Raw genomic sequence first — 22,753 nt, forward strand, 5'->3', positions numbered from 1 at the left:
GGCTCGGGACGAATCGGGTACATACGATCCATACGATCGAGTAGCACCAGTCAGTAACCGACCGGGTCAAGATCGGGTCAATCGGAGCCGATCGGCCCCACTCCGCGGCGAGGTGAGCTCCTCAATGCCCGCACAACCCACACCCCTTCCCGGGGCCTCCGTCAGCGAACGCGAGGCCCGGCAGGTCGCCGAGGCCGCCCGCGAACAGGACTGGCGCAAGCCCAGTTTCGCCAAGGAACTCTTCCTCGGCCGCTTCCGGCTCGACCTGATCCACCCGCATCCGATGCCCGCCGACGAGGATGCCCGGCGCGGCGAGGAGTTCCTCGCCAAGCTCCGCGACTTCTGCGAGACGAAGATCGACTCGGCCCGCATCGAGCGCGAGGCGAAGATCCCCGACGAGGTGATCAACGGGCTCAAGGAGCTCGGCGCGCTCGGCATGAAGATCGACACCAAGTACGGCGGGCTCGGCCTCACGCAGGTCTACTACAACAAGGCCCTGGCCCTCGTCGGCTCCGCGAACCCGTCCATCGGCGCGCTGCTCTCCGCCCACCAGTCGATCGGCGTACCCCAGCCGCTCAAGCAGTTCGGCACCCAGGAACAGAAGGACGAGTTCCTGCCGCGCTGCGCTCGCACGGACATCAGCGCGTTCCTCCTGACCGAGCCGGACGTCGGCTCCGACCCCGCACGCCTGGCCACCATGGCGGTGCCGGACGGCGACTCGTACGTCCTTGACGGCGTGAAGCTGTGGACCACGAACGGCGTCGTCGCCGACCTCCTGGTCGTCATGGCGCGCGTCCCGAAGTCCGAGGGCCACAAGGGCGGCATCACGGCCTTCGTGGTGGAGGCCGCCGCCGAGGGCATCACCGTCGAGAACCGCAACGCCTTCATGGGCCTGCGCGGCCTGGAGAACGGCGTCACCCGCTTCCACCAGGTCCGCGTCCCGGCAGCGCACCGCATCGGCCCGGAGGGCGCGGGCCTGAAGATCGCCCTGACGACCCTCAACACCGGCCGCCTCTCGCTGCCCGCGATGTGCGTCGGCGCGGGCAAGTGGTGCCTGAAGATCGCCCGTGAGTGGTCGGGGGCGCGCGAGCAGTGGGGCAAGCCCGTCGCGCTGCACGAGGCGGTCGGCGCGAAGATCTCCTTCATCGCGGCGACGACCTTCGCCCTGGAGGCCGTACTCGACCTCTCCTCCCAGATGGCCGACGAGGACCGCAACGACATCCGCATCGAGGCGGCGCTCGCCAAGCTGTACGGCTCCGAGATGGGCTGTCTGATGGCGGACGAGCTGGTGCAGATCCGCGGCGGCCGCGGCTTCGAGACCGCCGAGTCCCTCGCCGCCCGCGGCGAACGCGCGGTCCCGGCCGAACAGGTCCTGCGCGACCTGCGCATCAACCGCATCTTCGAGGGCTCGACGGAGATCATGCACCTGCTCATCGCCCGCGAGGCGGTGGACGCGCACCTGAAGGTGGCCGGTGACCTGATCGACCCGGACAAGTCCCTGACCGACAAGGCGAGGGCCGGCGCGAAGGCAGGCGGCTTCTATGCCCGCTGGCTGCCGAAACTGGTCGCAGGGCCGGGCCAACTCCCGCGCTCGTACGCCGAGTTCCACCCCAGCGGCCACGCGGACCTCTCCCCGCACCTGCGCTACGTGGAACGGGGCGCCCGCAAGCTGGCCCGCTCGACCTTCTACGCGATGTCGCGCTGGCAGGGAAAGATGGAGACCAAGCAGGGCTTCCTCGGCCGCGTGGTCGACATCGGCGCCGAACTCTTCGCGATGAGCGCGGCATGCGTACGCGCCGAGCTCCTGCGCACGACGGAGGACCACGGCCGCGAGGCCTATCAACTGGCCGACACGTTCTGCCGCCAGTCCCGCATCCGCGTCGACGAGCTGTTCGACCGCCTGTGGACCAACACGGACGGCGTCGACCGCAAGGTCGTCAAGGGCGTCCTGAACGGCATGTACACCTGGCTGGAAGCAGGCGTCGTCGACCCCAGCGGCGAAGGCCCCTGGATCGCGGACGCGACACCGGGTCCGACCCAGCGGGAGAACGTCCACCGGCCGATCCGCTGACCCGCTTTCCGGGGCGTTCCCCCTTGCGGGAACGCCCCGGAACACGATTGCGGCCCGCCGGATCGGGGCGCAGTGTCTCCTCACGCCGCCACCCAGGCAAGAATGGGGGGATGAGCGACAGTCCAGCCCCCCTCGCCGATCCGCATCTCGTCTTCGACCCCGTCGTGACGGACGGTCCCCGGGACATCGTCATCCTCGGCTCGACCGGGTCGATCGGCACCCAGGCCATCGATCTCGTCCTGCGCAACCCCGGCCGCTTCCGCGTCACCGCGCTCTCCGCCGCCGGCGGCCGCGTCGGACTGCTCGCCGAGCAGGCCAGGCAGCTGCGGGTGCGGACCGTGGCCGTGGCCCGCGAGGACGTCGTACCGGCACTGCGCGAGGCGCTCAAGGGGCAGTACGGCAGCGAGCCGCTGCCCGAGATCCTCGCCGGGCCCGACGCGGCCACCCAGGTCGCCGCGTCGCCGTGCCACACCGTCCTGAACGGCATCACCGGATCCATCGGGCTCGCGCCCACGCTCGCCGCGCTCGAAGCGGGCCGCACCCTCGCGCTCGCCAACAAGGAGTCGCTGATTGTCGGCGGTCCCCTGGTGAAGGCCCTCGCCAAGCCGGGGCAGATCATCCCCGTCGACTCCGAGCACGCGGCCCTCTTCCAGTCGCTCGCCGCGGGCACCCGCGCCGACGTGCGCAAGCTGGTCGTGACGGCCTCCGGGGGCCCGTTCCGGGGACGCACGAAGGCCGATCTGGCGGACGTGCGGCCGGAGGACGCGCTCGCGCACCCCACCTGGGCCATGGGTCCGGTCATCACCGTCAACTCCGCGACGCTCGTCAACAAGGGCCTGGAAGTCATCGAGGCGCACCTCCTCTACGACATCCCCTTCGAGCGCATCGAGGTCGTCGTCCACCCGCAGTCCTACGTGCACTCCATGGTCGAGTTCACCGACGGATCGACGCTGGCCCAGGCCACCCCGCCCGACATGCGCGGCCCGATCGCCATCGGCATCGGCTGGCCCGAGCGCGTGCCCGACGCCGCGCCCGCCTTCGACTGGACCAAGGCATCCAGCTGGGAGTTCTTCCCCCTCGACAACGACGCGTTTCCGTCGGTCGGGCTCGCCCGGCACGTGGGGAAGCTCGCGGGCACGGCCCCGGCAGTGTTCAATGCCGCCAACGAGGAGTGCGTGGACGCGTTCTTGAACGGCGCCCTGCCGTTCAACGGGATCATGGAGACCGTCACGAAGGTCGTCGCCGAACACGGCACACCGTCCGCGGGAACTTCCCTGACCGTCGCGGACGTCCTCGAAGCGGAGACCTGGGCGCGCGCCCGGGCCCGTGAACTGACGGCGAAAGCGACCGCGGAGGCTCGCGCATGACGACCTTGATGATGATCCTCGGCATAGTCGTCTTCGCGGTCGGGTTGCTGTTCTCGATCGCCTGGCACGAGTTGGGCCACCTCTCGACCGCCAAGCTGTTCGGCATCCGCGTGCCGCAGTACATGGTCGGTTTCGGCCCGACGATCTTCTCGCGCAAGAAGGGCGACACCGAGTACGGCATCAAGGCCATCCCCCTCGGCGGATACATCCGCATGATCGGCATGTTCCCGCCGGGCCCCGACGGCCGCCTCGAGGCGCGGTCCACCTCACCCTGGCGCGGCATGATCGAGGACGCGCGCTCCGCCGCCTTCGAGGAGCTCAAGCCCGGCGACGAGACGCGGCTCTTCTACACGCGCAAGCCGTGGAAGCGCGTGATCGTGATGTTCGCGGGCCCGTTCATGAACCTGATCCTCGCCGTGGCGATCTTCCTCGGCGTGATGATGACGTTCGGCATCAGCACCCAGACGACGTCCGTCGGCAAGGTGTCCGACTGCGTCATCCAGCAGAGCGAGAACCGCACCAAGTGCGAGAAGGGCGACACCGTCGCCCCCGCCAAGGCGGCCGGACTGAAGCTCGGCGACAAGATCGTGGCCTTCCAGGGACAGCCCGTCGACGACTGGTCCGCGCTCCAGGGGAAGATCCGCGAGACGATCGGCCCGGCCACCATCACGGTCGAGCGCGACGGCAAGCGGGTGGAGCTGCAGGCCAACCTCATCAAGAACCAGGTCAGCAAGACCGACGGTGAGGGCGGCTATGTGGAGGGCAAGTACGTCACCGCGGGCTTCCTCGGCTTCACCCCCGCCACCGGCATCGTCCAGCAGGGCTTCGGCGACTCCGTGAACCGCATGGGCGACATGATGGAGAACGGCGTCGAGTCGCTCATCGCCCTGCCGTCCAAGATCCCCGACCTGTGGGACGCGGCCTTCGGCGACGGCGACCGCAAGCAGGACTCCCCGATGGGCGTGGTCGGCGCGGCCCGCGTGGGCGGCGAGGTCTTCACGCTCGACATCCCGCCGGAGAACCAGATCGCGATGATGCTGTTCCTGGTGGCGGGCTTCAACCTCTCGCTGTTCCTGTTCAACATGCTGCCGCTGCTGCCCCTGGACGGCGGTCACATCGCCGGGGCGCTGTGGGAGTCGGTCCGCCGCAAGGCGGCCAGGCTCCTGAAGCGGCCCGACCCGGGGCCCTTCGACGTCGCGAAGCTGATGCCCGTCGCCTACGTGGTGGCCGGGATCTTCATCTGCTTCACGATCCTGGTCCTCATCGCGGACGTGGTTAACCCCGTGAGAATCTCCTGATGCTGCATGTTTCCGGGGGTGACCCCCCGGGCCCCCGGTGAAGTTCGTGGCGACCGGACACTCTATGTGTCCGGTCGCCCCCCATTGGGTGGACTTGGGGGCGGGATGTGCTCGGGCCCTGTGGGGTGCCGTAATCTCGAAGTCTGGAGCCCGCCGAACTCGGGACCTTGATCCACACCTTGGGGATGCACGCCAGATGACTGCCGTTTCTCTCGGAATCCCGTCCGTACCGACCAAGCTCGCCGACCGCCGGGTCAGCCGCAAGATCCAGGTCGGTACGGTCGCCGTCGGCGGGGACGCGCCTGTGTCGGTGCAGTCGATGACGACGACGCGTACGTCCGACATCGGCGCGACGCTGCAGCAGATCGCCGAACTGACCGCGTCCGGCTGCCAGATCGTGCGGGTCGCCTGTCCCACGCAGGACGACGCGGACGCCCTTGCGACGATCGCGCGGAAGTCGCAGATCCCGGTGATCGCGGACATCCACTTCCAGCCGAAGTACGTCTTCGCGGCGATCGACGCCGGCTGCGCCGCTGTCCGCGTGAACCCGGGCAACATCAAGCAGTTCGACGACAAGGTCAAGGAGATCGCGCGGGCCGCCAACGACGCGGGCACCCCGATCCGCATCGGCGTGAACGCGGGCTCCCTGGACGCGCGCCTTCTCAAGAAGTACGGCAAGGCCACCCCGGAGGCGCTGGTCGAGTCCGCGCTCTGGGAGGCGTCGCTCTTCGAGGAGCACGGCTTCCGGGACATCAAGATCTCGGTCAAGCACAATGACCCGGTGGTCATGGTCAACGCCTACCGCCAGCTGGCCGCGGCCTGCGACTACCCCCTGCACCTCGGCGTGACGGAGGCCGGACCGGCTTTCCAGGGCACGATCAAGTCGGCGGTCGCCTTCGGCGCGCTGCTCTCCGAGGGCATCGGCGACACCATCCGCGTCTCCCTCTCGGCCCCGCCGGTGGAGGAGATCAAGGTCGGCATCCAGATCCTGGAGTCCCTCAACCTCAAGCCGCGCCGCCTGGAGATCGTCTCCTGCCCGTCCTGCGGCCGCGCCCAGGTCGACGTCTACAAGCTGGCCGAAGAGGTCACCGCGGGCCTGGACGGCATGGAGGTCCCCCTCCGCGTCGCCGTCATGGGCTGCGTCGTGAACGGCCCCGGCGAGGCCCGCGAGGCCGACCTCGGCGTCGCCTCCGGCAACGGCAAGGGCCAGATCTTCGTCAAGGGCGAGGTCATCAAGACCGTCCCCGAGTCGAAGATCGTGGAGACCCTCATCGAAGAGGCCATGAAGATCGCCGAACAGATGGAGAAGGACGGAATCCCGTCCGGCGAGCCGACGGTCGCCGTCGCGGGCTGATCCATGCCCGACGCCACGTGGGCCCCGCCACCGGGTCGGTGGCGGGGCCCACGTGCTTGCCGCCAGGTGCTTGCTGCCGGGTGCCGGGTGGGTGGGCGGGAAACACCGCCGCGAAGCGGCGAAAGGGGCCCGCCCCCACCGGGCAGCACCCGCCCACGGCGAGGAACCCCACGGGACAAAAGGCACCCCCCGCACAAGGCGCCCCCGCCAGGTACAGTGCGGAGATCAGCAGACCGTATGGTGAGGCCCCCGCACGTGTTGACTCAGACCACCACCAGGGTCCTCGAACCGAGTGACCTGGACGCCGCGCTCGCCGTGCTCGACCGCGAGCCGGTGGCCAACGCCTTCGTGACCTCGCGGGTCCGCGTCGCGGGCCTCGACCCGTGGCGGCTCGGCGGCGAGATGTGGGGCTGGTACCAGGACGGAATGCTGGAGTCCCTGTGCTACGCGGGCGCCAACCTCGTCCCCATCTGCGCGACCCCGCGAGCGGTCCGCGCCTTCGCGGACCGCGCCCGCAGGGCAGGCCGCCGCTGCTCCTCCATCGTCGGCCCGGCCGAACCCACCGCCCAGCTGTGGCGGCTGCTCGAACCCTCCTGGGGCCCCGCCCGCGAGGTCCGCTCCCAGCAGCCCCTGATGGTCACCGACCGGCTGCCGCAGGACATCACGCCCGACCCCTACGTCCGTCGCGTCCGCAAGGACGAGATGGAGACGATCATGCCCGCGTGCGTGGCGATGTTCACCGAGGAGGTCGGCATCTCGCCGCTCGCCGGCGACGGCGGACTGCTCTACCAGGCGCGGGTCGCCGAACTCGTCGGCAGTGGGCGTTCCTTCGCTCGTCTGGACCGCGACGGCAAGGTCGTCTTCAAGGCCGAGATCGGCGCGGCCACGGCACTGGCCTGCCAGGTGCAGGGCGTCTGGGTGGCCCCCGAGTACCGGGGCCAGGGCTACGCGGCACCGGGCATGGCGGCCGTCCTGCGCTACGCCCTCGCGGACGTCGCCCCCGTGGTCAGCCTCTACGTCAACGACTTCAACACCGCGGCCAGGGCGGCGTACCGGCGGGTGGGTTTCCGGGAGGTCGGGGCGTTCATGAGCGTCCTGTTCTAGCCCCCCGCGTCTCACACCGCACTCCTCACGTACCCCCGTCCGCGAGTTAAAGTTCGGCGCATGACTGACGACGTCGTGATCGGGCCACTGGACCTCGCCACGCACGTGGACGAAGCGCTGCGGGTGCAGGCCCACGCCTTCGGGCTCAGCGACGACGAGGTGACCGTACGGCGGCAGATCGTGCTGCGGCACATCACCTACCCCGGCGCCCGCGCGCTCGGCGCCACCACCCCCGAGGGGCGGCTCGTGGCCTTCGTCTACGGCATGCCCAACGATCGCGGCCACTGGTGGTCCACGGTCGTCGAGCCGTATCTGCGCGTGCGCGGCATGGAGGACTGGCTCGACGACTCCTTCGTGATCACCGAGCTCCATGTGCAGCCCGGCCACCAGAACCGCGGGATCGGCCGCACGCTCATCACCACCATCACGGACGCCGTCGACCAGCCCCGTTCGATCCTCTCCGCGATCGACGTCGAGAGCCCGGCGCGGGGCCTCTACCGCTCCCTCGGGTACACCGACCTGGCCCGCAACGTCCAGTTCCCCAGCGCCCAGAAGCCGTACGCGGTGATGGGCGCGCCCCTGCCGCTGAGGCGGCCCGGCGCCTAACCGATTTCCGCCCGCGCCGGGCCCCCGCGTAATCTCCTGCACATCACCCTCCCCCAAGCTCTCGGCTCCGCTCGAGCAGGGGGGACCCCCATCCCGCAGGAGTTCACCATGGCCCAGGTCCAGCGCATGTCCCGCTTGATGATCAAGACACTGCGCGACGACCCGGCGGACGCAGAGACGCTCAACCACAAGCTGCTCGTCCGGGCCGGATACGTCCGCCGTACCGCCGCCGGCATCTGGTCCTGGCTGCCGCTCGGCAAGAAGGTCCTGGACAACATCACCAACGTCGTGCGCGAGGAGATGGACGCCATCGGCGCCCAGGAAGTCCTCCTGCCCGCGCTCCTGCCCAAGGAGTCGTACGACGCGACGGGCCGTTACGACGAGTACGGCGACCTGCTCTTCCGCCTCAAGGACCGCAAGGGCGCGGACTACCTCCTCGGTCCCACGCACGAGGAGATCTTCACCCAGATCGTCAAGGACCAGTGCTCGTCCTACAAGGACCTGCCGGTGGTGCTCTACCAGATCCAGACGAAGTACCGCGACGAGGCCCGCCCCCGCGCCGGCGTGCTCCGCGGCCGCGAGTTCCAGATGAAGGACTCGTACTCCTTCGACACGACGGACGAGGGCCTCGCCGAGTCGTACGCCCTGCACCGCGCCGCGTACATCAAGATCTTCGAGCGTCTCGGCCTCGACCACCGCATCGTCTCCGCCGTCTCCGGCGCGATGGGCGGCTCGGCCTCCGAGGAGTTCCTCGCACCCGCGCCGGCCGGTGAGGACACCTTCGTGGACTGCCCCGCGTGCGACTACGCGGCCAACACCGAGGCCGTGTCGTTCGTGGTCAGGGAGACCGCCGACGCCTCCGCGCACGGTCCCGTCGAGGACCTGGACACCCCCGACACCCCGACCATCGAGACGCTCGCCGCCCACCTCGGTGTGCCCGCCTCCGCGACCCTGAAGAACCTCCTGGTCAAGGTCGACGGCGAGATCGTCGCCGTGGGCGTCCCCGGCGACCGTGAGGTCGACCTCGGCAAGCTCGGCGAGCACCTGTCGCCCGCCGTCGTGGAACTGGTGACGGCGGAGGACTTCGAGGGCCGCGACGATCTCGTACGTGGTTACGTCGGCCCGCAGGGCCTGGAGAAGGTCCGCTACATCGCCGACCCGCGGGTGGCGGCCGGCACGGCCTGGATCACCGGCGCCAACAAGATCAACACGCACGCGAAGAACGTCGTCGCGGGCCGTGACTTCGAGGTCGACGAGTACCTCGACGTCGTGGTCGTCGAGGAGGGCGACCCCTGCCCCCGGTGCGGCACCGGCCTGAAGCTGGACCGCGCCATCGAGATCGGCCACATCTTCCAGCTGGGCCGCAAGTTCGCCGACGCCTTCCAGCTGGACGTGCTCGGCCAGCAGGGCAAGCCGGTCCGCGTGACCATGGGCTCGTACGGCATCGGCGTCTCGCGCGCGGTGGCGGCGCTCGCCGAGCAGACGGCGGACGACAAGGGTCTGTGCTGGCCCAAGGAGATCGCCCCCGCCGACGTGCACGTGGTGGCCGCGGGCAAGGCGCTCCAGACGGAGCTCGCCCTCGACGTCTCCGAGCAGCTGAACGCGGCGGGCGTGCGGGTCCTTGTCGACGACCGTGCGGGCGTCTCGCCGGGCGTGAAGTTCACCGACGCGGAGCTGATCGGTGTCCCGACCATCCTGGTCGCGGGCCGCCGCTCCGCCGAGGGCGTCGTGGAACTGAAGGACCGCAGGACCGGGGAGCGCGAGGAGCTGACGGTGGCGGAGGCTGTGGCGCGACTGACGGCCTGAGTCGGACGCTGGGGCTCCGCCCCAGACCCCGTACAAGATGTCCTCAAACGCCGGACGGGCTGGAAATCCAGCCCGTCCGGCGTTTGAGGACAAGGCCCCCGCGCCGAGCGGGTTTTCGGGAAGGGGCGGGGTTGGGGAAAGAAAACGCCCCTACAACCACCCGGCGAACTCCAACAACAGCTCCGCATCCTGTTCCCGCCCCACACGGCGGGCCCGTACCCCCGACTCCACGGCGCGGAACAAGGTCCACCCCCGCAGCCGCTCCTGATCGACATCCAGCGACTCGGCCAGCTTCTTCACCCGGCGGCGGGTGATCGAGGACCCCGAGGGCGAGGCGATCAGGTCCTCGACGCGGTCGCGCACCAGGCGGGCCAGGTCGAACGCGGGCTCCCCGACCACCGGGTCGGGGCCCACAGCCAGCCACGGCACACGATCCCCCTGAAGCACCTTGCTCTGCCGGAACGTGCCGTGCAGCAACCGCACCTCCGCGTCCCCGGCGAGCAGCTCGTCCCGAGCGGCGAGAGCGGCCTCCACCAGGGGCGCGACCTCCCCGTCGGCCGACGCCCGCATCGCGTCCGCCTGCCGCCCCGTCCGCTCGGCGACCGTCTCGAAACGGTGATCCGTGGGCGGCTGGACCCACAGCCGGCGCAGCGTGCCCGCCGCCTCGAGGAGAGCCTTGGCCTCGGGCAGCGAGCGGACCGACACATCGCGGTGCAGCCGTTCGAGCAGGAGGGCGCCGTCCGCGGCCGCGGGATCGAGCAGCCGCACGGCCCCGAGCCCGTTCCAGTGCGCGAGCGCGGCCCGCTCGCTCTCGGGGCGCGACCTCGGCGGCACCAGCTTCAGCACCGCCGGCGTCTCGTCGGCCCGGCGCACCATGACGACGAGACTGCTGCGCCCACCGGGCACATGGACCCGCTCGACGGTCAACTCGCGTAGAGCGACGGCCTGTTCGGCTGCCCCGGGCAGCTTCTCCAGCCAGTCGTCGCCGTCCTGCGCCGTCTCACCGAGTGCGGTGACCAGACGCCGGGGCGGTTCGAGAGCCATACGCGAGGTGTTCCCTTCCTGAGCGGGTCAGGGTCCTGCTGAGCGACCCTAGGCCTTGGGCGCCGAGGAGCCGGAAGTGGCGGCCCGCTCGGCGAGACCAGGGAAGGTTACGCTCCCGCCGCGCCACCGCGCCGCACGGACCGCCGCCTCCCGCAGCGCTTCGGCCGCGTGCCCGCGCCGGGCGCCGGTGGTGGCCCGTACGAGATCCGAGTAGACGCCCGCGACCCGCTCCTCCAGCTCCGTCGCGAGCCGTACGGCGGCCGCGGAGTCCGGCACCGCGAACGGCAGCGCGTAGGCGGCCGCCGAGGGCTCGGGCTCGCCGCCCAGGTCGCGCACGGCGCGCTGCAACTCGTCGCGCCGGGCGCGATGCGCGTCGTACGCCGTGCGCGCCTCGTCCCTGCGGTCCTCGCCGATCCGGCCGCCGACGACCCCGAAGCCGTACACGGCGGCGTGCTCGGCGCCGAGCGCGGCCTGCACCGCCTGCAACTCGTCCTTGGAATCGCTCACTTGTCGCCCTCCGTCAGCAGATACGCGTGCGCGGCGCCCGACGCCGCCACCGAGGCGAGCAGCCTGGCCAGCTCCGGCGGCGCGTCGAGCAGGTCGTTCCCGCGCCGCTTCGCCAGCTCCCGCTCGGCCTTGGCAAGCTCCCGCACGGCGTCCTTCTCGTCCTTGGGGACGGAGGGCTTGCGGGAGGGCGTCGCGGAGGGGGAGGGGGAGGGGGAGCCCGACGCGGCGGCGGGACTCGGCGCCGCGGACCCCTCGGCGAACACCTTCTCGTGCCGCTCCACCTCCGCCCGCAGCGGATCGAGGCGAGCGGCCAGCGAGGGATGCGCGGCAAGGACGGCGTCGTACCGTCCCAGCAGCTCACCGCTGTCCTGGGCGCTGCGCGCGCGCAGTCGCGCGGCGGCGGACGGGCGCTCGTCCGTGGACGCGGAGTCCGAGCAGCCCGACAGGAGCACGGCCCCGGCCGCTCCTGCGGCCCCGGTCAGCAGGCTCCTGCGGCGCGGCCCCGAGCGGGCGTGCGAGGGGGTGGGATACGACGGCACAGCAGACGTCCTCGGCAGGAAGGCCAGAAAGGCAGGCAGTCAGAAGGTGGGCGAGCCGGGCGTGAGCCCGGTGATCACCGTACCTGCGGCCTGCCCTCGTACGCGTGAGCGGCTCGATGCCGGGCCCGAAGCGGCGGGTCGCGGCCCGACAGGGGCCCGCCGGCGGGCGGCAACACCCCTCGGGACCGGATACCCTTTGACCTGACACACGACGAATCCACAACAGCACACGCGGCCGAGGAGTCACCCGGATGAGCACCACCCAGAGCGAGAGGCTGCGAGAACTGCTGGAACCGCTCGTCAGCTCGAAGGACCTGGATCTCGAAGAGATCGAAGTGGCCTCGGTCGGACGCAAGCGGGTGCTGCGAGTCGTGATCGATTCCGACGACGGCGTGGATCTGGACCAGATCGCCGAGATCAGCCGCGAACTCTCCGAGAAGCTCGACGAGAGCGACGCGATGGGCGACGGGGAGTACACCCTCGAAGTCGGCTCCCCGGGCGCCGAGCGCCCGCTGACGGAGCACCGCCACTATCTGCGCGCCGTCGGCCGCCTGGTGAAGTTCCAGCTCACGGAGGGCGGCGACGAGCTGATCGCCCGCATCCTCGACGTGGACGACGAGGGCATGAATCTTGAAGTACCGGGCGTGAAGGGGCGCAAGCCCACCGCCCGCAGGCTCACCTTCGACGCGATCGCCAAGGCGCGCGTCGAGGTCGAGTTCAACCGCAAGGACAAGAAGGAAGAGGAGGCGTAGCCGTGGACATCGACATGAGTGCCCTGCGGGGTCTGGTCCGGGAGAAGGAGATCTCCTTCGACCTGCTGGTCGAGGCGATCGAGTCGGCCCTCCTCATCGCATACCACCGCACCGACGGCAGTTTCCGTCGCGCACGCGTGAAGCTGGACCGCGAGAGCGGCCATGTGACGGTGTGGGCGACGGAGGACCCGGCCGACCTCGAAGAGGGTCAGGAGGCCAAGGAGTTCGACGACACCCCGTCCGACTTCGGCCGCATCGCCGCGACGACCGCCAAGCAGGTCATCCTGCAGCGCCTGCGCGACGCCCAGGACGACGCGACCCTCGGCGAGTACGCGGGCCGTGAGGGCGACATCGTCACGGGCGTCGTCCAGCAGGGCCGCGACCCGAAGAACGTGCTCGTCGACATCGGCAAGCTCGAGGCCATCCTGCCCGTGCAGGAGCAGGTGCCGGGCGAGGAGTACTCCCACGGCCTGCGCCTTCGTTCGTACGTCGTCCGGGTGGCGAAGGGCGTCCGCGGCCCCTCGGTCACGCTGTCCCGTACGCACCCGAACCTCGTCAAGAAGCTCTTCGCGCTCGAGGTCCCGGAGATCGCCGACGGGTCGGTCGAGATCTCGGCCATCGCCCGCGAGGCCGGCCACCGGACCAAGATCGCGGTGCGCTCGACCCGGCAGGGCCTCAACGCCAAGGGCGCCTGCATCGGTCCCATGGGCCAGCGTGTGCGCAACGTCATGGCCGAGCTCAACGGCGAGAAGATCGACATCGTCGACTGGTCGGACGACCCCGGCGAGATGGTCGCCCACGCGCTCTCCCCGGCGCGGGTCAGCAAGGTGGAGATCGTCGACATGGCGGCCCGTTCCGCGCGGGTCACGGTGCCCGACTACCAGCTGTCCCTCGCCATCGGCAAGGAGGGCCAGAACGCCCGCCTCGCCGCGCGGCTCACGGGCTGGCGCATCGACATCCGCCCGGACACCGAGCAGCCGCAGGACTCGCAGGAGTCTTGATCAAGACAACAACCGTTCGATTTTTGCCCCAAAGGGGTGAGGTCGGTACGGGGAGGTAGACTTAATCGTGTCTGGCCGGACGCAAGCCCGCGCATGCCCTGAACGCACCTGTGTGGGGTGCCGGGAGCGAGCGGCCAAGAGCGATCTGCTGCGCATCGTGGCGAAAGAGGGCGCTTGCGCCCCCGATCCAAGCGGTACGCTGCCCGGCCGGGGTGCGTATATCCACCCCGTCCCGGTCTGTCTCGACCTGGCGGTCCGACGCAGGGCGTTCCCGAGGGCCTTCCGGGCCCCGGGCCCGCTCGACACGGCGGACTTGCGCCGAGCCGTCGAGACAGTTGCCCAGCAGGCAACACCGTAAGGAAGGTCGCGCGGAACCCCGCGCGGCCCTGGTATTCCGCGAGTTGGAAGTAGGTCGAGATTGCGATGAGCACTCGATGAGCACGCGATGAGTACGCCCATGAAGTAGCGACGGTCCGGCGTAACCCGGACCTAAAAGGAGCGAAGTGGCTAAGGTCCGGGTATACGAGCTCGCCAAGGAGTTCGGCGTAGAGAGCAAGGTCGTCATGGCCAAGCTCCAAGAACTCGGTGAATTCGTACGTTCGGCGTCCTCGACGATCGAGGCGCCCGTAGTACGTAAACTGACTGACGCATTGAACACGGGTGGCGGCAACGGCAAGTCCGCCGCCAAGCCCGGGGCGCCGCGCAAGCAGGCCGCCCCCAAGCCGCCGGCCCCCTCGGGTTCGGCGTCCCCCTCTCCCGCGCAGGCCGCCCGTCCGGGTCCGGCCGCACCCAAGCCGCCGGCGGCCAAGCCCGCCGCCGCGGCCGACAAACCCGCGGTCTCCCCGGCCGCTCCCGGCCCGCGCCCGGGTCCGAAGCCGCCGACGCCCAAGCCGGCGCCGGCAGCTCCGGCCGCCCCCGCCGCGCCGGTCACCCCGGCTCCGGCATCGCCGGCCCCGGCCGCCCCGGAGTTCACCGCTCCGCCGGCCGCCCCGGCCGCGTCCTCGGCGCCGGCAGGTCCCCGTCCGGGCGCTCGCCCGGGTGCCCCGAAGCCCGCGGGCCGTCCGGCCCCCGGCCAGGGTGGTCAGGGCCAGGGTCAGGGCGGTCGTGGCGACCGCAACGACCGTCAGGGTGGCGCTCCGCGTCCCGGCGGCCAGGGTGGCGCTCCGCGTCCCGGTGGCCGTCCGGCCGGACCGCGTCCGGGCAACAACCCCTTCACCTCTGGTGGCTCCACCGGCATGGCGCGCCCGCAGGCGCCCCGTCCGGGCGGTGCCCCGCGTCCCGGCGGCCAGGGTGGCCCCGGCGGTCCCGGCGGCGCCCCGCGCCCGCAGGGCCAGGGCGGCCAGGGTGTTCCTCGTCCGCAGGGTCAGGGCGGCGCTCGCCCCAGCCCCGGCGGCATGCCTCGCCCGCAGGGCGGTGCCCCGCGTCCCGGCGGCGCCCCCGGTGGCGGCGGTAACCGTCCGAACCCGGGCATGATGCCGCAGCGTCCTGCCGCGGGCCCGCGTCCCGGTGGTGGCCCCGGCGGTGGCCGTGGTCCCGGTGGTGGCGGTCGTCCCGGCGGTGCCGGTGGCGGCGGTCGTCCCGGTGGCGGCGGCTTCGCGGGTCGTCCCGGCGGTGGTGGCGGCGGCGGCTTCGCCGGTCGTCCCGGCGGTCCCGGTGGCGGTGGCGGCGGCTTCGCCGGTCGTCCCGGTGGCGGCGGCGGTCGTCCCGGCTTCGGTGGCCGTCCCGGCGGTCCCGGTGCCCGTGGTGGCACGCAGGGTGCCTTCGGCCGTCCCGGCGGGCCCGCCCGTCGTGGTCGCAAGTCGAAGCGCCAGAGGCGCCAGGAGTACGAGTCGATGCAGGCTCCGTCGGTCGGCGGCGTCATGCTGCCGAGGGGCAACGGCCAGGCGGTCCGCCTGTCCCGTGGTGCCTCGCTGACCGACTTCGCCGAGAAGATCAACGCCAACCCGGCGTCGCTCGTCGGCGTGATGATGAACCTCGGCGAGATGGTCACGGCCACGCAGTCCGTGCCGGACGAGACGCTGAAGCTGCTCGCGGACGAGATGAACTTCGTCCTCGAGATCGTCAGCCCCGAGGAGGAGGACCGCGAGCTGCTCGAGTCCTTCGACATCGAGTTCGGCGAGGACGAGGGTGGCGAGGAAGCGCTCATGGCGCGTCCGCCCGTCGTCACCGTCATGGGTCACGTCGACCACGGTAAGACCCGTCTTCTGGACGCGATCCGCAAGACGAACGTCATCGCGGGCGAGGCCGGCGGCATCACGCAGCACATCGGTGCCTACCAGGTCGGCGCCGAGGTCAACGGCGAAGACCGTCGCATCACCTTCATCGACACCCCCGGTCACGAGGCGTTCACCGCCATGCGTGCCCGTGGTGCGAAGTCCACCGACATCGCGATCCTCGTGGTCGCGGCGAACGACGGTGTGATGCCGCAGACGATCGAGGCGCTGAACCACGCCAAGGCGGCCGACGTGCCGATCGTGGTCGCGGTCAACAAGATCGACGTCGAGGGTGCCGACCCGACCAAGGTGCGCGGTCAGCTCACCGAGTTCGGTCTGGTCGCCGAGGAGTACGGCGGCGACACGATGTTCGTCGACATCTCCGCCAAGCAGGGACTGAACATCGAGTCCCTCCTGGAGGCCGTGGTCCTGACCGCGGACGCCTCGCTCGACCTGCGGGCCAACCCGGAGCAGGACGCGCAGGGTATTGCGATCGAGTCCCACCTGGACAAGGGCCGCGGCGCCGTCGCGACCGTCCTGGTCCAGCGCGGTACCCTCCGCGTCGGTGACACGATGGTGGTCGGCGACGCGTACGGCCGAGTCCGCGCGATGCTCGACGACAAGGGCGAGAACGTGACGGAGGCGGGTCCCTCGACTCCGGTCCTCGTCCTCGGTCTCACCAACGTGCCGGGTGCCGGCGACAACTTCCTGGTGGTCGACGAGGACCGTACGGCCCGTCAGATCGCCGAGAAGCGTGCCGCCCGTGAGCGCAACGTCCGCTTCGCCCGCAAGGGTGTGCGGTTCTCCCTGGAGAACCTGGACGAGGCCCTCAAGGCCGGGCTGGTGCAGGAACTCAACCTCATCATCAAGGGCGACGCGTCCGGTTCGGTGGAGGCTCTCGAGTCCTCGCTGCTCCAGCTCGACGTCGGCGAAGAGGTCGACATCCGCGTCCTGCACCGCGGCGTGGGTGCGGTCACCGAGTCGGACATCGACCTGGCGACCGGCTCCGACGCGATCGTGATCGGCTTCAACGTCCGTGCGGCCGGTCGTGCCGCCCAGATGGCCGATCGCGAAGGCGTGGACGTCCGGTACTACTCGGTCATCTACCAGGCGATCGAAGAGATCGAAGCGGCCCTCAAGGGCATGCTCAAGCCGGAGTACGAAGAGGTCGAGCTCGGCACGGCGGAGATCCGCGAGATCTTCCGCTCGTCCAAGCTGGGCAACATCGCCGGTGTTCTTGTCCGGTCGGGCGAGGTCAAGCGCAACACCAAGGCGCGCCTCATCCGCGACGGCAAGGTCATCGCGGAGAGCCTCAACATCTCCGGTCTGCGCCGCTTCAAGGACGACGTCACCGAGATCCGCGAAGGGTTCGAGGGCGGTATCAACCTCGGCAACTTCAACGACATCAAGATCGACGACGTCATCGCGACGTACGAGATGCGCGAGAAGCCGCGAGGCTGATCACGACAGCTCGAACCGGGGCCGGTCGAGGGGAGGTAAATCCCGTCGATCGGCCCCGGCCGTTCCGTGTACGGTTCTTGTGTCCCTGCCAAGTGGTTGGCGGGGCACGACCCCGAACCGGCGGGACATCCGGACACACATGTATGTGGGGACACTGTCCTTCGATCTGCTCCTCGGCGACGTTCACTCGCTGAAGGAGAAACGCTCCGTCGTCCGCCCGATCGTCGCCGAACTCATCCGGAAATACGCGGTGAGCGCGGCGGAGACGGGGAACCAGGACCTCCATCGCAGGGCCGAGATCGGCCTGGCGCTGGTCTCCGGGGAGACGGGGCACCTCACCGACGTACTGGACCGGTGCGAGCGCCTGGTCGCCGCCCGTCCGGAGGTGGAGCTGCTCTCCGTTCGACGCAGGCTCCACGGCGACGAAGACTGATTGCACAGCAAGGCGAAGAAGGAGACGGAGCAGTGGCCGACAACGCGCGGGCGAAAAGGCTGGCAGACCTCATCCGAGAGGTGGTTGCCCAGAAGCTGCAGCGCGGGATCAAGGACCCGCGGCTCGGTACGCATGTGACCATCACGGACACCCGGGTCACGGGTGACCTGCGGGAGGCGACCGTCTTCTACACGGTCTACGGGGACGACGAGGACCGCGCGGCGGCCGCCGCCGGTCTGGAGAGCGCCAAGGGCGTCCTCCGTTCCGCGGTCGGCCAGGCGGCGGGCGTGAAGTTCACCCCCAGCCTCGCCTTCGTGGCGGACGCGCTGCCGGACAACGCAAGGGCCATCGAGGACCTCCTCGACAGGGCCCGGATGTCGGACGAGAAGGTGCGCGAGGTGTCCGCGGGCGCCGAGTTCGCCGGCGGGGCCGACCCGTACCGCAAGCCGGAGGACGAGTCCGCCGACGACGCAGAAGAAACGGACGGCGACGCCCGCGCATGAGCAGCACCGGCAACAAGACGCCGGACGGACTTGTCATCGTCGACAAGCCGTCCGGCTTCACTTCGCATGACGTGGTCGCCAAGATGCGCGGGATCGCCAAGACCCGCCGCGTCGGCCACGCGGGCACCCTCGACCCCATGGCGACGGGCGTTCTCGTCCTCGGGGTCGAGCGGGCGACCAAGCTCCTCGGCCATCTCGCGCTGACGGAGAAGGAGTACCTCGGCACGATCCGGCTCGGCCAGAACACGGTCACGGACGACGCCGAGGGTGAGTTCACCTCGTCCGCGGACGCCTCGGGCATCAAGCGGGACGCCATCGACGCGGGCATCGCCAAGCTCTCCGGCGACATCATGCAGGTGCCGTCGAAGGTCAGCGCCATCAAGATCGACGGCAAGCGGTCGTACGCGCGGGCACGCGAGGGCGAGGACTTCGAGATCCCGGCCAGGCCGGTGAAGATCTCCGCGTTCACCGTCTACGACGTCAGGGACGCCGTCGCCGATGACGGCACCCCCGTACTCGACCTGGTCGTCTCCGTCGTCTGCTCGTCGGGGACGTACATCCGGGCTCTGGCCCGTGACCTGGGCGCGGACCTCGGGGTCGGCGGCCATCTGACGGCACTGCGGCGCACCCGCGTCGGGCCGTACAAGCTGGACGCGGCCAAGACCATCGACCAGCTCCAGGAGGAGCTGACGGTGATGCCGGTGGCCGACGCCGCCGCGGCCGCGTTCCCGCGCTGGGACGTGGACGAGCGGCGGGCGAAGCTGCTGCTCAACGGCGTACGGATCGAGATGCCGGGGGAGTACGCTGGGGCCGGCGCCGTCGCGGTCTTCGATCCGGAGGGCCGGTTCCTGGTCCTGGCCGAGGAGCTGAAGGGCAAGGCCAAGAGCCTGGCCGTCTTCGCCTGAGCCGGATCTTCTCTCCGTACGATCCCTCTCCGTCGTGGAGCGGCGGCGGCTGTGCGCGTGGCTGCCTGCCGCTCCACGACGAATCCCCCCACCCAAGATGTATCCACCGCGCCCCGCCGATTCACCCCTTTGGGCAGGCGCTCGGAGTGAACCGAGGGAGCGGAAGGGGGCGCGTTCGCGACGCGTTCTGTCCCGCTGATCACCGCCGACCTACCGTCGAGAGGGACGGGGCGTCGCGGGAGGTTCGGGCATGGCGGGACAGGGCGACCCGACGGTGCTCGATGGTGCCCTCGTGCGGATCTGCGATCTGGCCGGGCGCCCGCGGGGGATGGGCTTCGCCGCCGACGACCACGGCACGGTGATCACCAGCCATGAGGCCGTCGACGGCCTCGCACGGCTCGTGCTGCACGCGGCGGGGGAGCGCGTCTGCGTGGTGGCCGCCGATGCCGTGGTGGCCCTTCCCGAGGCCGATCTGGCCCTCGTCCGCACCGAGGGGCTCGGTCTGCGGCCGCTGCCCGTCACGGTCCGCGAGACCGTTCCCGTCGGCACCTATGTACGGATCGACGCGCGCGGCCCGCGCGAGGCGCGGGTCCTGGGCCCGGCTTCCGTCACCTACACGGCGACGGACCGCTTCCACCTCCTCGACGCCGCGATGGAGCTGGCGATCGGCACGGACGGCGCGGACGCGCTGCGGCTCGGTGGCGGGGCGGCCGGTGGCCCGGTCGTCGACGCCTCGTCCGGCGCTGTGCTCGCCGTCCTCGGCACCGCGCTGCACGGCGAGCACCGCGCGGCCGGGTTCGCCGTGCCGCTGCGGGAGGCGGCCGCCGCCGACCCGGGCGGCCCCCTCGCCGAACTCCTCGCACGCAACGCGGCGACCGTCTCCGCGTACGGCCGCGACCTGAACCTGGCGGGCGCGCTGCACCTGGCGGCGACGTCGGTCGGCTCCGACGGCCCGCGCCCCGCCCTCCTCGAACCGGTGGAACGCCCGGACACGACCGAGGAGTTGACCCGTTTCGCCGCGGGGCCCGCGCAGGTGCTCGGTCTGGTGGGCGACCCCGGCACGGGCCGGACCACGGAACTCGCCGCCCTCGCCGCGAGCCGCGCGCGCGGCGCCGAACCGGCCCCCACGCTGTGGCTGCGCGGCGCCGATCTGCAGGGCACGGACACCGGTGTGGGCGACGCGGTGGAGCGGGCGCTCGAACGGGCGGGCCGCATCCTGGAGGCCTCGAACGCGGCGGAGGACACGCCCGCCGCCGCGGACGACGGGCTCGGGGACATCTCCGCGGGGCGGGTCGCGCGGCTCGTCCGGGACGAGGGCCGGGCGCTGCTGCTGTTGCTCGACGGCCCCGAGGAGATGCCGCCGGCCCTCGCGCACCGCCTCGCACAGTGGAGCAGGGGGACGGGCGAATGGCTGCGGGAGACGGGCGCGCGGCTCGTGGTGGGCTGCCGGGCGGAGTACTGGGAACAGGCAGAGGATTACTTCCCCGAGGAGCTCCAGCCGGGGCGCGTGCACCTGGGGGACCTGCCGGAGCGGCAGGCGCGCATCGCCCGTGCGCGGTACGGCATCCCGGACGGCGCGCTCGCCCCCGCCGACGAGCGCCACCCCCTCGCCCTGCGGCTGCTCGCCGAGGTGCGGGCGGCCCTGCCGGAGGAGCCGCCGCCGGGCCGCCCCGACCGGGACGCGATCTTCGAGGCCTATCTGGACGTGCTGTGCCTGCGCGTGGCGGTGCGGCTCGCGGCGGCGAACGGACTGCGGGGCGCGGCTGTACGGCGCCTCGCGGCGAAGGTGTCCGGACAGGTGCATGAGGCCGCGCGGCGGTGCCTGGGGCCGGGGCAGGGGGAGCTGGACCGGGCGTCGTTCGAGGAGGTGTTCCCGTGGGGCACGGGCTGGGCCTCCGCGGTCCTCACGGAGGGCCTGCTCGTCCCGGCCGGCGACGGCTACCGCTTCGCCCACGAGGAGCTCGCGGACTGGATCCAGGGAATGCACCTGGACGTGGACGGAGCCCTGTGGTCCTTGGTCTTCCGCCACGACCCGACACCCCCGTCCTTGCCGGTACCACGCCACAGGATCGGCCCGGTGGTCCAGGCGTTGCTGCTGCTGGGACGGCAGAGGGGGGCGGGGGAGCTGGGGGCGCGGTTGGGGGAGTTGGGGGGTAGTCGGGTGGGTGGGCGGGAACCATGCCGCGAAGCGGCGAGCGTTCGGGCGTCGGCGGATGAGACGCGGGGCAATCGGGTGGGTGGGCGGGAAGCATGCCGCGAAGCGGCGAAGGGCCGACCGCCGGGTGCGAGCGCAGCCACGCCCGAGGCGAAGGGCCGACCGCCGGGTGCGGGTGACGACGGGGCCGAGGCCAGGGGCCAGGAACCCCGCTGGTGGGCGAGGCGCCTACTGGAGCAGACCCTCTCCCGCGTGGCCGACGCGAAGCCCTACCTCACGCTCCTCAAGAACCTCGCCCGCCAAGGCACGTACCCCGCGGAGTTCTGGCTCGGCCTCCCCCTCACCGAGGACGACCGCTTCGACCTGCTGCGGGACGCGGTGATCCACGACCCCCCGCCCGGCACCCCGCAGGCCCGCAGCCTCGACGCGGTGGCCGAGCTCCTGGCCACCGCGCCCGCAGAAGTGCAGTCGCAGCTGACCCGCTGGTTCGCCGACGAGCGCCCCCTCGAAGCCACCCCGGACGCCACCGTCGCATCCGCCGCCCAGGCCCTGCTGCACACCCACCGCCACCGCGCCATCGACGACCTCACCGAAATCCTGGTCGACTGCGCCCACCCCCGCGCCGACGAACTGCTCGCCGCACTCGCGGAGGAGGAGCCTTCGGCCATCTGCCGGGCCGTCGACCGCTGGGTCCACGACACGCGCCCCGCCCGCCAGGTCGCCGCCGTCGCCTACGCCCTGCGCGCCGCCCCGCACGCGCGCACGGACGCCGACCGCAGGCTCCTGCGGTACACGGCCTTCGCCCTGCTCGCCCGCAGCGCCGACGACTCCCCGCACGGCGCCGCCCTCGCCCTCCTCGTACGCGACCCGCAGACCCGCGCCCGCCACCTGCGGCCCGCCCTGAAGTGCTTCACCGCCGGTGACCCGCAGCTGCCCGCGAGCGCGCTCGTCGCCGCCCTCGACACCCACCCGGAGCAGATCCTCGCCGCTTTCCGCACCCGGCTGTACGGCCCCGGGCCCACCCCGGGCGACGTACTGCGCGCCCTGGCCGACGTGACGGCGCCCGACCTCGCCCAGCGCGTCGCCGATCTCGTACGCGACGTCCTGGAGCTGCGCCCCGACCTCGCCGGCCACGTGGCCGCCTACCTCGACCTGCGGTTCGAGCAGGGGACCAGCGTCCGTGCCGTCCTGCTCCCGCTGGTGACGGAGCTCCTGCGCAACCGTCCGTCGGCGGTCCGCGCCGCGCTCGCCACAGCCGTCGCCGCCCCCGGAACCGACGCCTCGTACGCCCTGCGCTCCGAACTCCTCGAAGTGCTGCTCGTCCAGGAGCGCGAGCCCGAGGTCCTGGACGCGGTGCTCTGCGCGGTGGCGGTCGGCGACGACAAGGAAAGGGTCCGCGAGCTGGTGCACCGCACCGGTGGACTACTGGTCCGTACGCCGGAAGGCGCGACCACCTTCGACCGGCGCCTGGTCGAGCTGGCCCGTTCCGTGCCGGGGTTCTCCACCGAGGTCGCCCGGTGGATCTGCGAGGCCCCGCAGGACTGGTCCGCCCTCGTCGGTCCCAGCTCCCGCCGCATGATCGAGAACCTCGCCGGAGTGCGTGTCCCGGCGTGACCCCCGCCACCCCCTCCGAT

The 22,753-nt window shown here is 71.4% G+C and carries 18 protein-coding genes; 15 read left to right on the forward strand and 3 right to left on the reverse strand.

Annotated elements, in window-relative coordinates; all coding sequences use genetic code 11:
• Positions 1-124 precede the first annotated feature (124 nt).
• From AB0M70_RS28760 to AB0M70_RS28790, 7 genes are all read left to right on the forward strand, one after another.
• Positions 125-2,071 (forward strand): acyl-CoA dehydrogenase family protein, encoded by a 1,947-nt coding sequence (locus AB0M70_RS28760; protein ID WP_365824188.1) that lies wholly within the window; start codon positions 125-127, stop codon positions 2,069-2,071.
• A 110-nt stretch (positions 2,072-2,181) separates the two neighbouring features.
• Positions 2,182-3,438, forward strand: coding sequence for a 1-deoxy-D-xylulose-5-phosphate reductoisomerase (dxr, locus tag AB0M70_RS28765; protein ID WP_365824190.1), 1,257 nt, complete (start codon positions 2,182-2,184; stop codon positions 3,436-3,438).
• Positions 3,435-4,736, forward strand: coding sequence for a site-2 protease family protein (locus AB0M70_RS28770; protein ID WP_365824192.1), 1,302 nt, complete (start codon positions 3,435-3,437; stop codon positions 4,734-4,736). The genes dxr and AB0M70_RS28770 overlap by 4 nt, the downstream gene beginning before the upstream one ends.
• Positions 4,737-4,932: 196 nt before the next feature.
• Positions 4,933-6,090: a flavodoxin-dependent (E)-4-hydroxy-3-methylbut-2-enyl-diphosphate synthase gene (ispG, locus tag AB0M70_RS28775; protein ID WP_190084813.1), complete on the forward strand. Its 1,158-nt coding sequence runs from the start codon at positions 4,933-4,935 to the stop codon at positions 6,088-6,090.
• Positions 6,091-6,345: 255 nt separating this feature from the next.
• Positions 6,346-7,194, forward strand: coding sequence for a GNAT family N-acetyltransferase (locus AB0M70_RS28780; protein WP_365824195.1), 849 nt, complete (start codon positions 6,346-6,348; stop codon positions 7,192-7,194).
• Positions 7,195-7,254: 60 nt separating this feature from the next.
• On the forward strand, positions 7,255-7,800 hold the full coding sequence (locus AB0M70_RS28785) for a GNAT family N-acetyltransferase (RefSeq protein ID WP_365824197.1): 546 nt from the start codon (positions 7,255-7,257) through the stop codon (positions 7,798-7,800).
• Between the two features lie 108 nt (positions 7,801-7,908).
• Positions 7,909-9,606, forward strand: coding sequence for a proline--tRNA ligase (locus AB0M70_RS28790; protein ID WP_365824199.1), 1,698 nt, complete (start codon positions 7,909-7,911; stop codon positions 9,604-9,606).
• 150 nt (positions 9,607-9,756) lie between these two features.
• On the opposite strand, the gene AB0M70_RS28795 is transcribed toward AB0M70_RS28790, so the two are convergent.
• From AB0M70_RS28795 to AB0M70_RS28805, 3 genes are read right to left on the reverse strand one after another with little or no spacing between them, the layout of a single operon-like run.
• Positions 9,757-10,650, reverse strand: coding sequence for an aminoglycoside phosphotransferase family protein (locus tag AB0M70_RS28795; RefSeq protein ID WP_365824201.1), 894 nt, complete (start codon positions 10,648-10,650; stop codon positions 9,757-9,759).
• A 48-nt stretch (positions 10,651-10,698) separates the two neighbouring features.
• The gene (locus AB0M70_RS28800; RefSeq protein ID WP_365824203.1) at positions 10,699-11,157 is read right to left on the reverse strand and encodes a ferritin-like domain-containing protein; all 459 of its coding nucleotides are present in this window, start codon (positions 11,155-11,157) and stop codon (positions 10,699-10,701) included.
• Positions 11,154-11,696 (reverse strand): hypothetical protein, encoded by a 543-nt coding sequence (locus tag AB0M70_RS28805; protein ID WP_365824205.1) that lies wholly within the window; start codon positions 11,694-11,696, stop codon positions 11,154-11,156. The genes AB0M70_RS28800 and AB0M70_RS28805 overlap by 4 nt, the downstream gene beginning before the upstream one ends.
• A 251-nt stretch (positions 11,697-11,947) precedes the next feature.
• Here AB0M70_RS28805 and rimP point away from each other — a divergent pair, with 251 nt between their 5' ends.
• The 8 genes from rimP (at position 11,948) to AB0M70_RS28845 (ending at position 22,733) form a co-directional block, all read left to right on the forward strand.
• Positions 11,948-12,448: a ribosome maturation factor RimP gene (rimP, locus tag AB0M70_RS28810; RefSeq protein ID WP_365824207.1), complete on the forward strand. Its 501-nt coding sequence runs from the start codon at positions 11,948-11,950 to the stop codon at positions 12,446-12,448.
• A 2-nt stretch (positions 12,449-12,450) separates the two neighbouring features.
• Positions 12,451-13,449, forward strand: coding sequence for a transcription termination factor NusA (gene nusA / locus AB0M70_RS28815; RefSeq protein ID WP_365824209.1), 999 nt, complete (start codon positions 12,451-12,453; stop codon positions 13,447-13,449).
• 67 nt (positions 13,450-13,516) lie between these two features.
• Complete coding sequence (locus AB0M70_RS28820; RefSeq protein WP_160507520.1) at positions 13,517-13,807, forward strand: YlxR family protein; 291 nt, start codon at positions 13,517-13,519, stop codon at positions 13,805-13,807.
• A gap of 145 nt (positions 13,808-13,952) precedes the next feature.
• On the forward strand, positions 13,953-17,123 hold the full coding sequence (gene infB / locus AB0M70_RS28825; protein WP_365824211.1) for a translation initiation factor IF-2: 3,171 nt from the start codon (positions 13,953-13,955) through the stop codon (positions 17,121-17,123).
• A 139-nt stretch (positions 17,124-17,262) separates the two neighbouring features.
• Positions 17,263-17,556, forward strand: coding sequence for a DUF503 domain-containing protein (locus AB0M70_RS28830; RefSeq protein ID WP_365824213.1), 294 nt, complete (start codon positions 17,263-17,265; stop codon positions 17,554-17,556).
• Positions 17,557-17,588: 32 nt separating this feature from the next.
• A complete protein-coding gene (rbfA, locus tag AB0M70_RS28835) occupies positions 17,589-18,059 on the forward strand; it encodes a 30S ribosome-binding factor RbfA (protein WP_363212631.1) in 471 nt (156 codons plus the stop codon).
• Positions 18,056-18,964, forward strand: a complete 909-nt coding sequence (truB, locus tag AB0M70_RS28840) for a tRNA pseudouridine(55) synthase TruB (protein WP_365824215.1) — start codon at positions 18,056-18,058, stop codon at positions 18,962-18,964. Before rbfA ends, truB begins: the two co-directional genes overlap by 4 nt.
• 250 nt (positions 18,965-19,214) lie before the next feature.
• Positions 19,215-22,733 (forward strand): trypsin-like peptidase domain-containing protein, encoded by a 3,519-nt coding sequence (locus tag AB0M70_RS28845; protein WP_365824217.1) that lies wholly within the window; start codon positions 19,215-19,217, stop codon positions 22,731-22,733.
• The last annotated feature ends 20 nt before the right edge of the window (positions 22,734-22,753 follow it).

Origin of the sequence: Streptomyces sp. NPDC051214, assembly GCF_040682375.1 — a bacterium.
Lineage (GTDB): Bacteria > Actinomycetota > Actinomycetes > Streptomycetales > Streptomycetaceae > Streptomyces.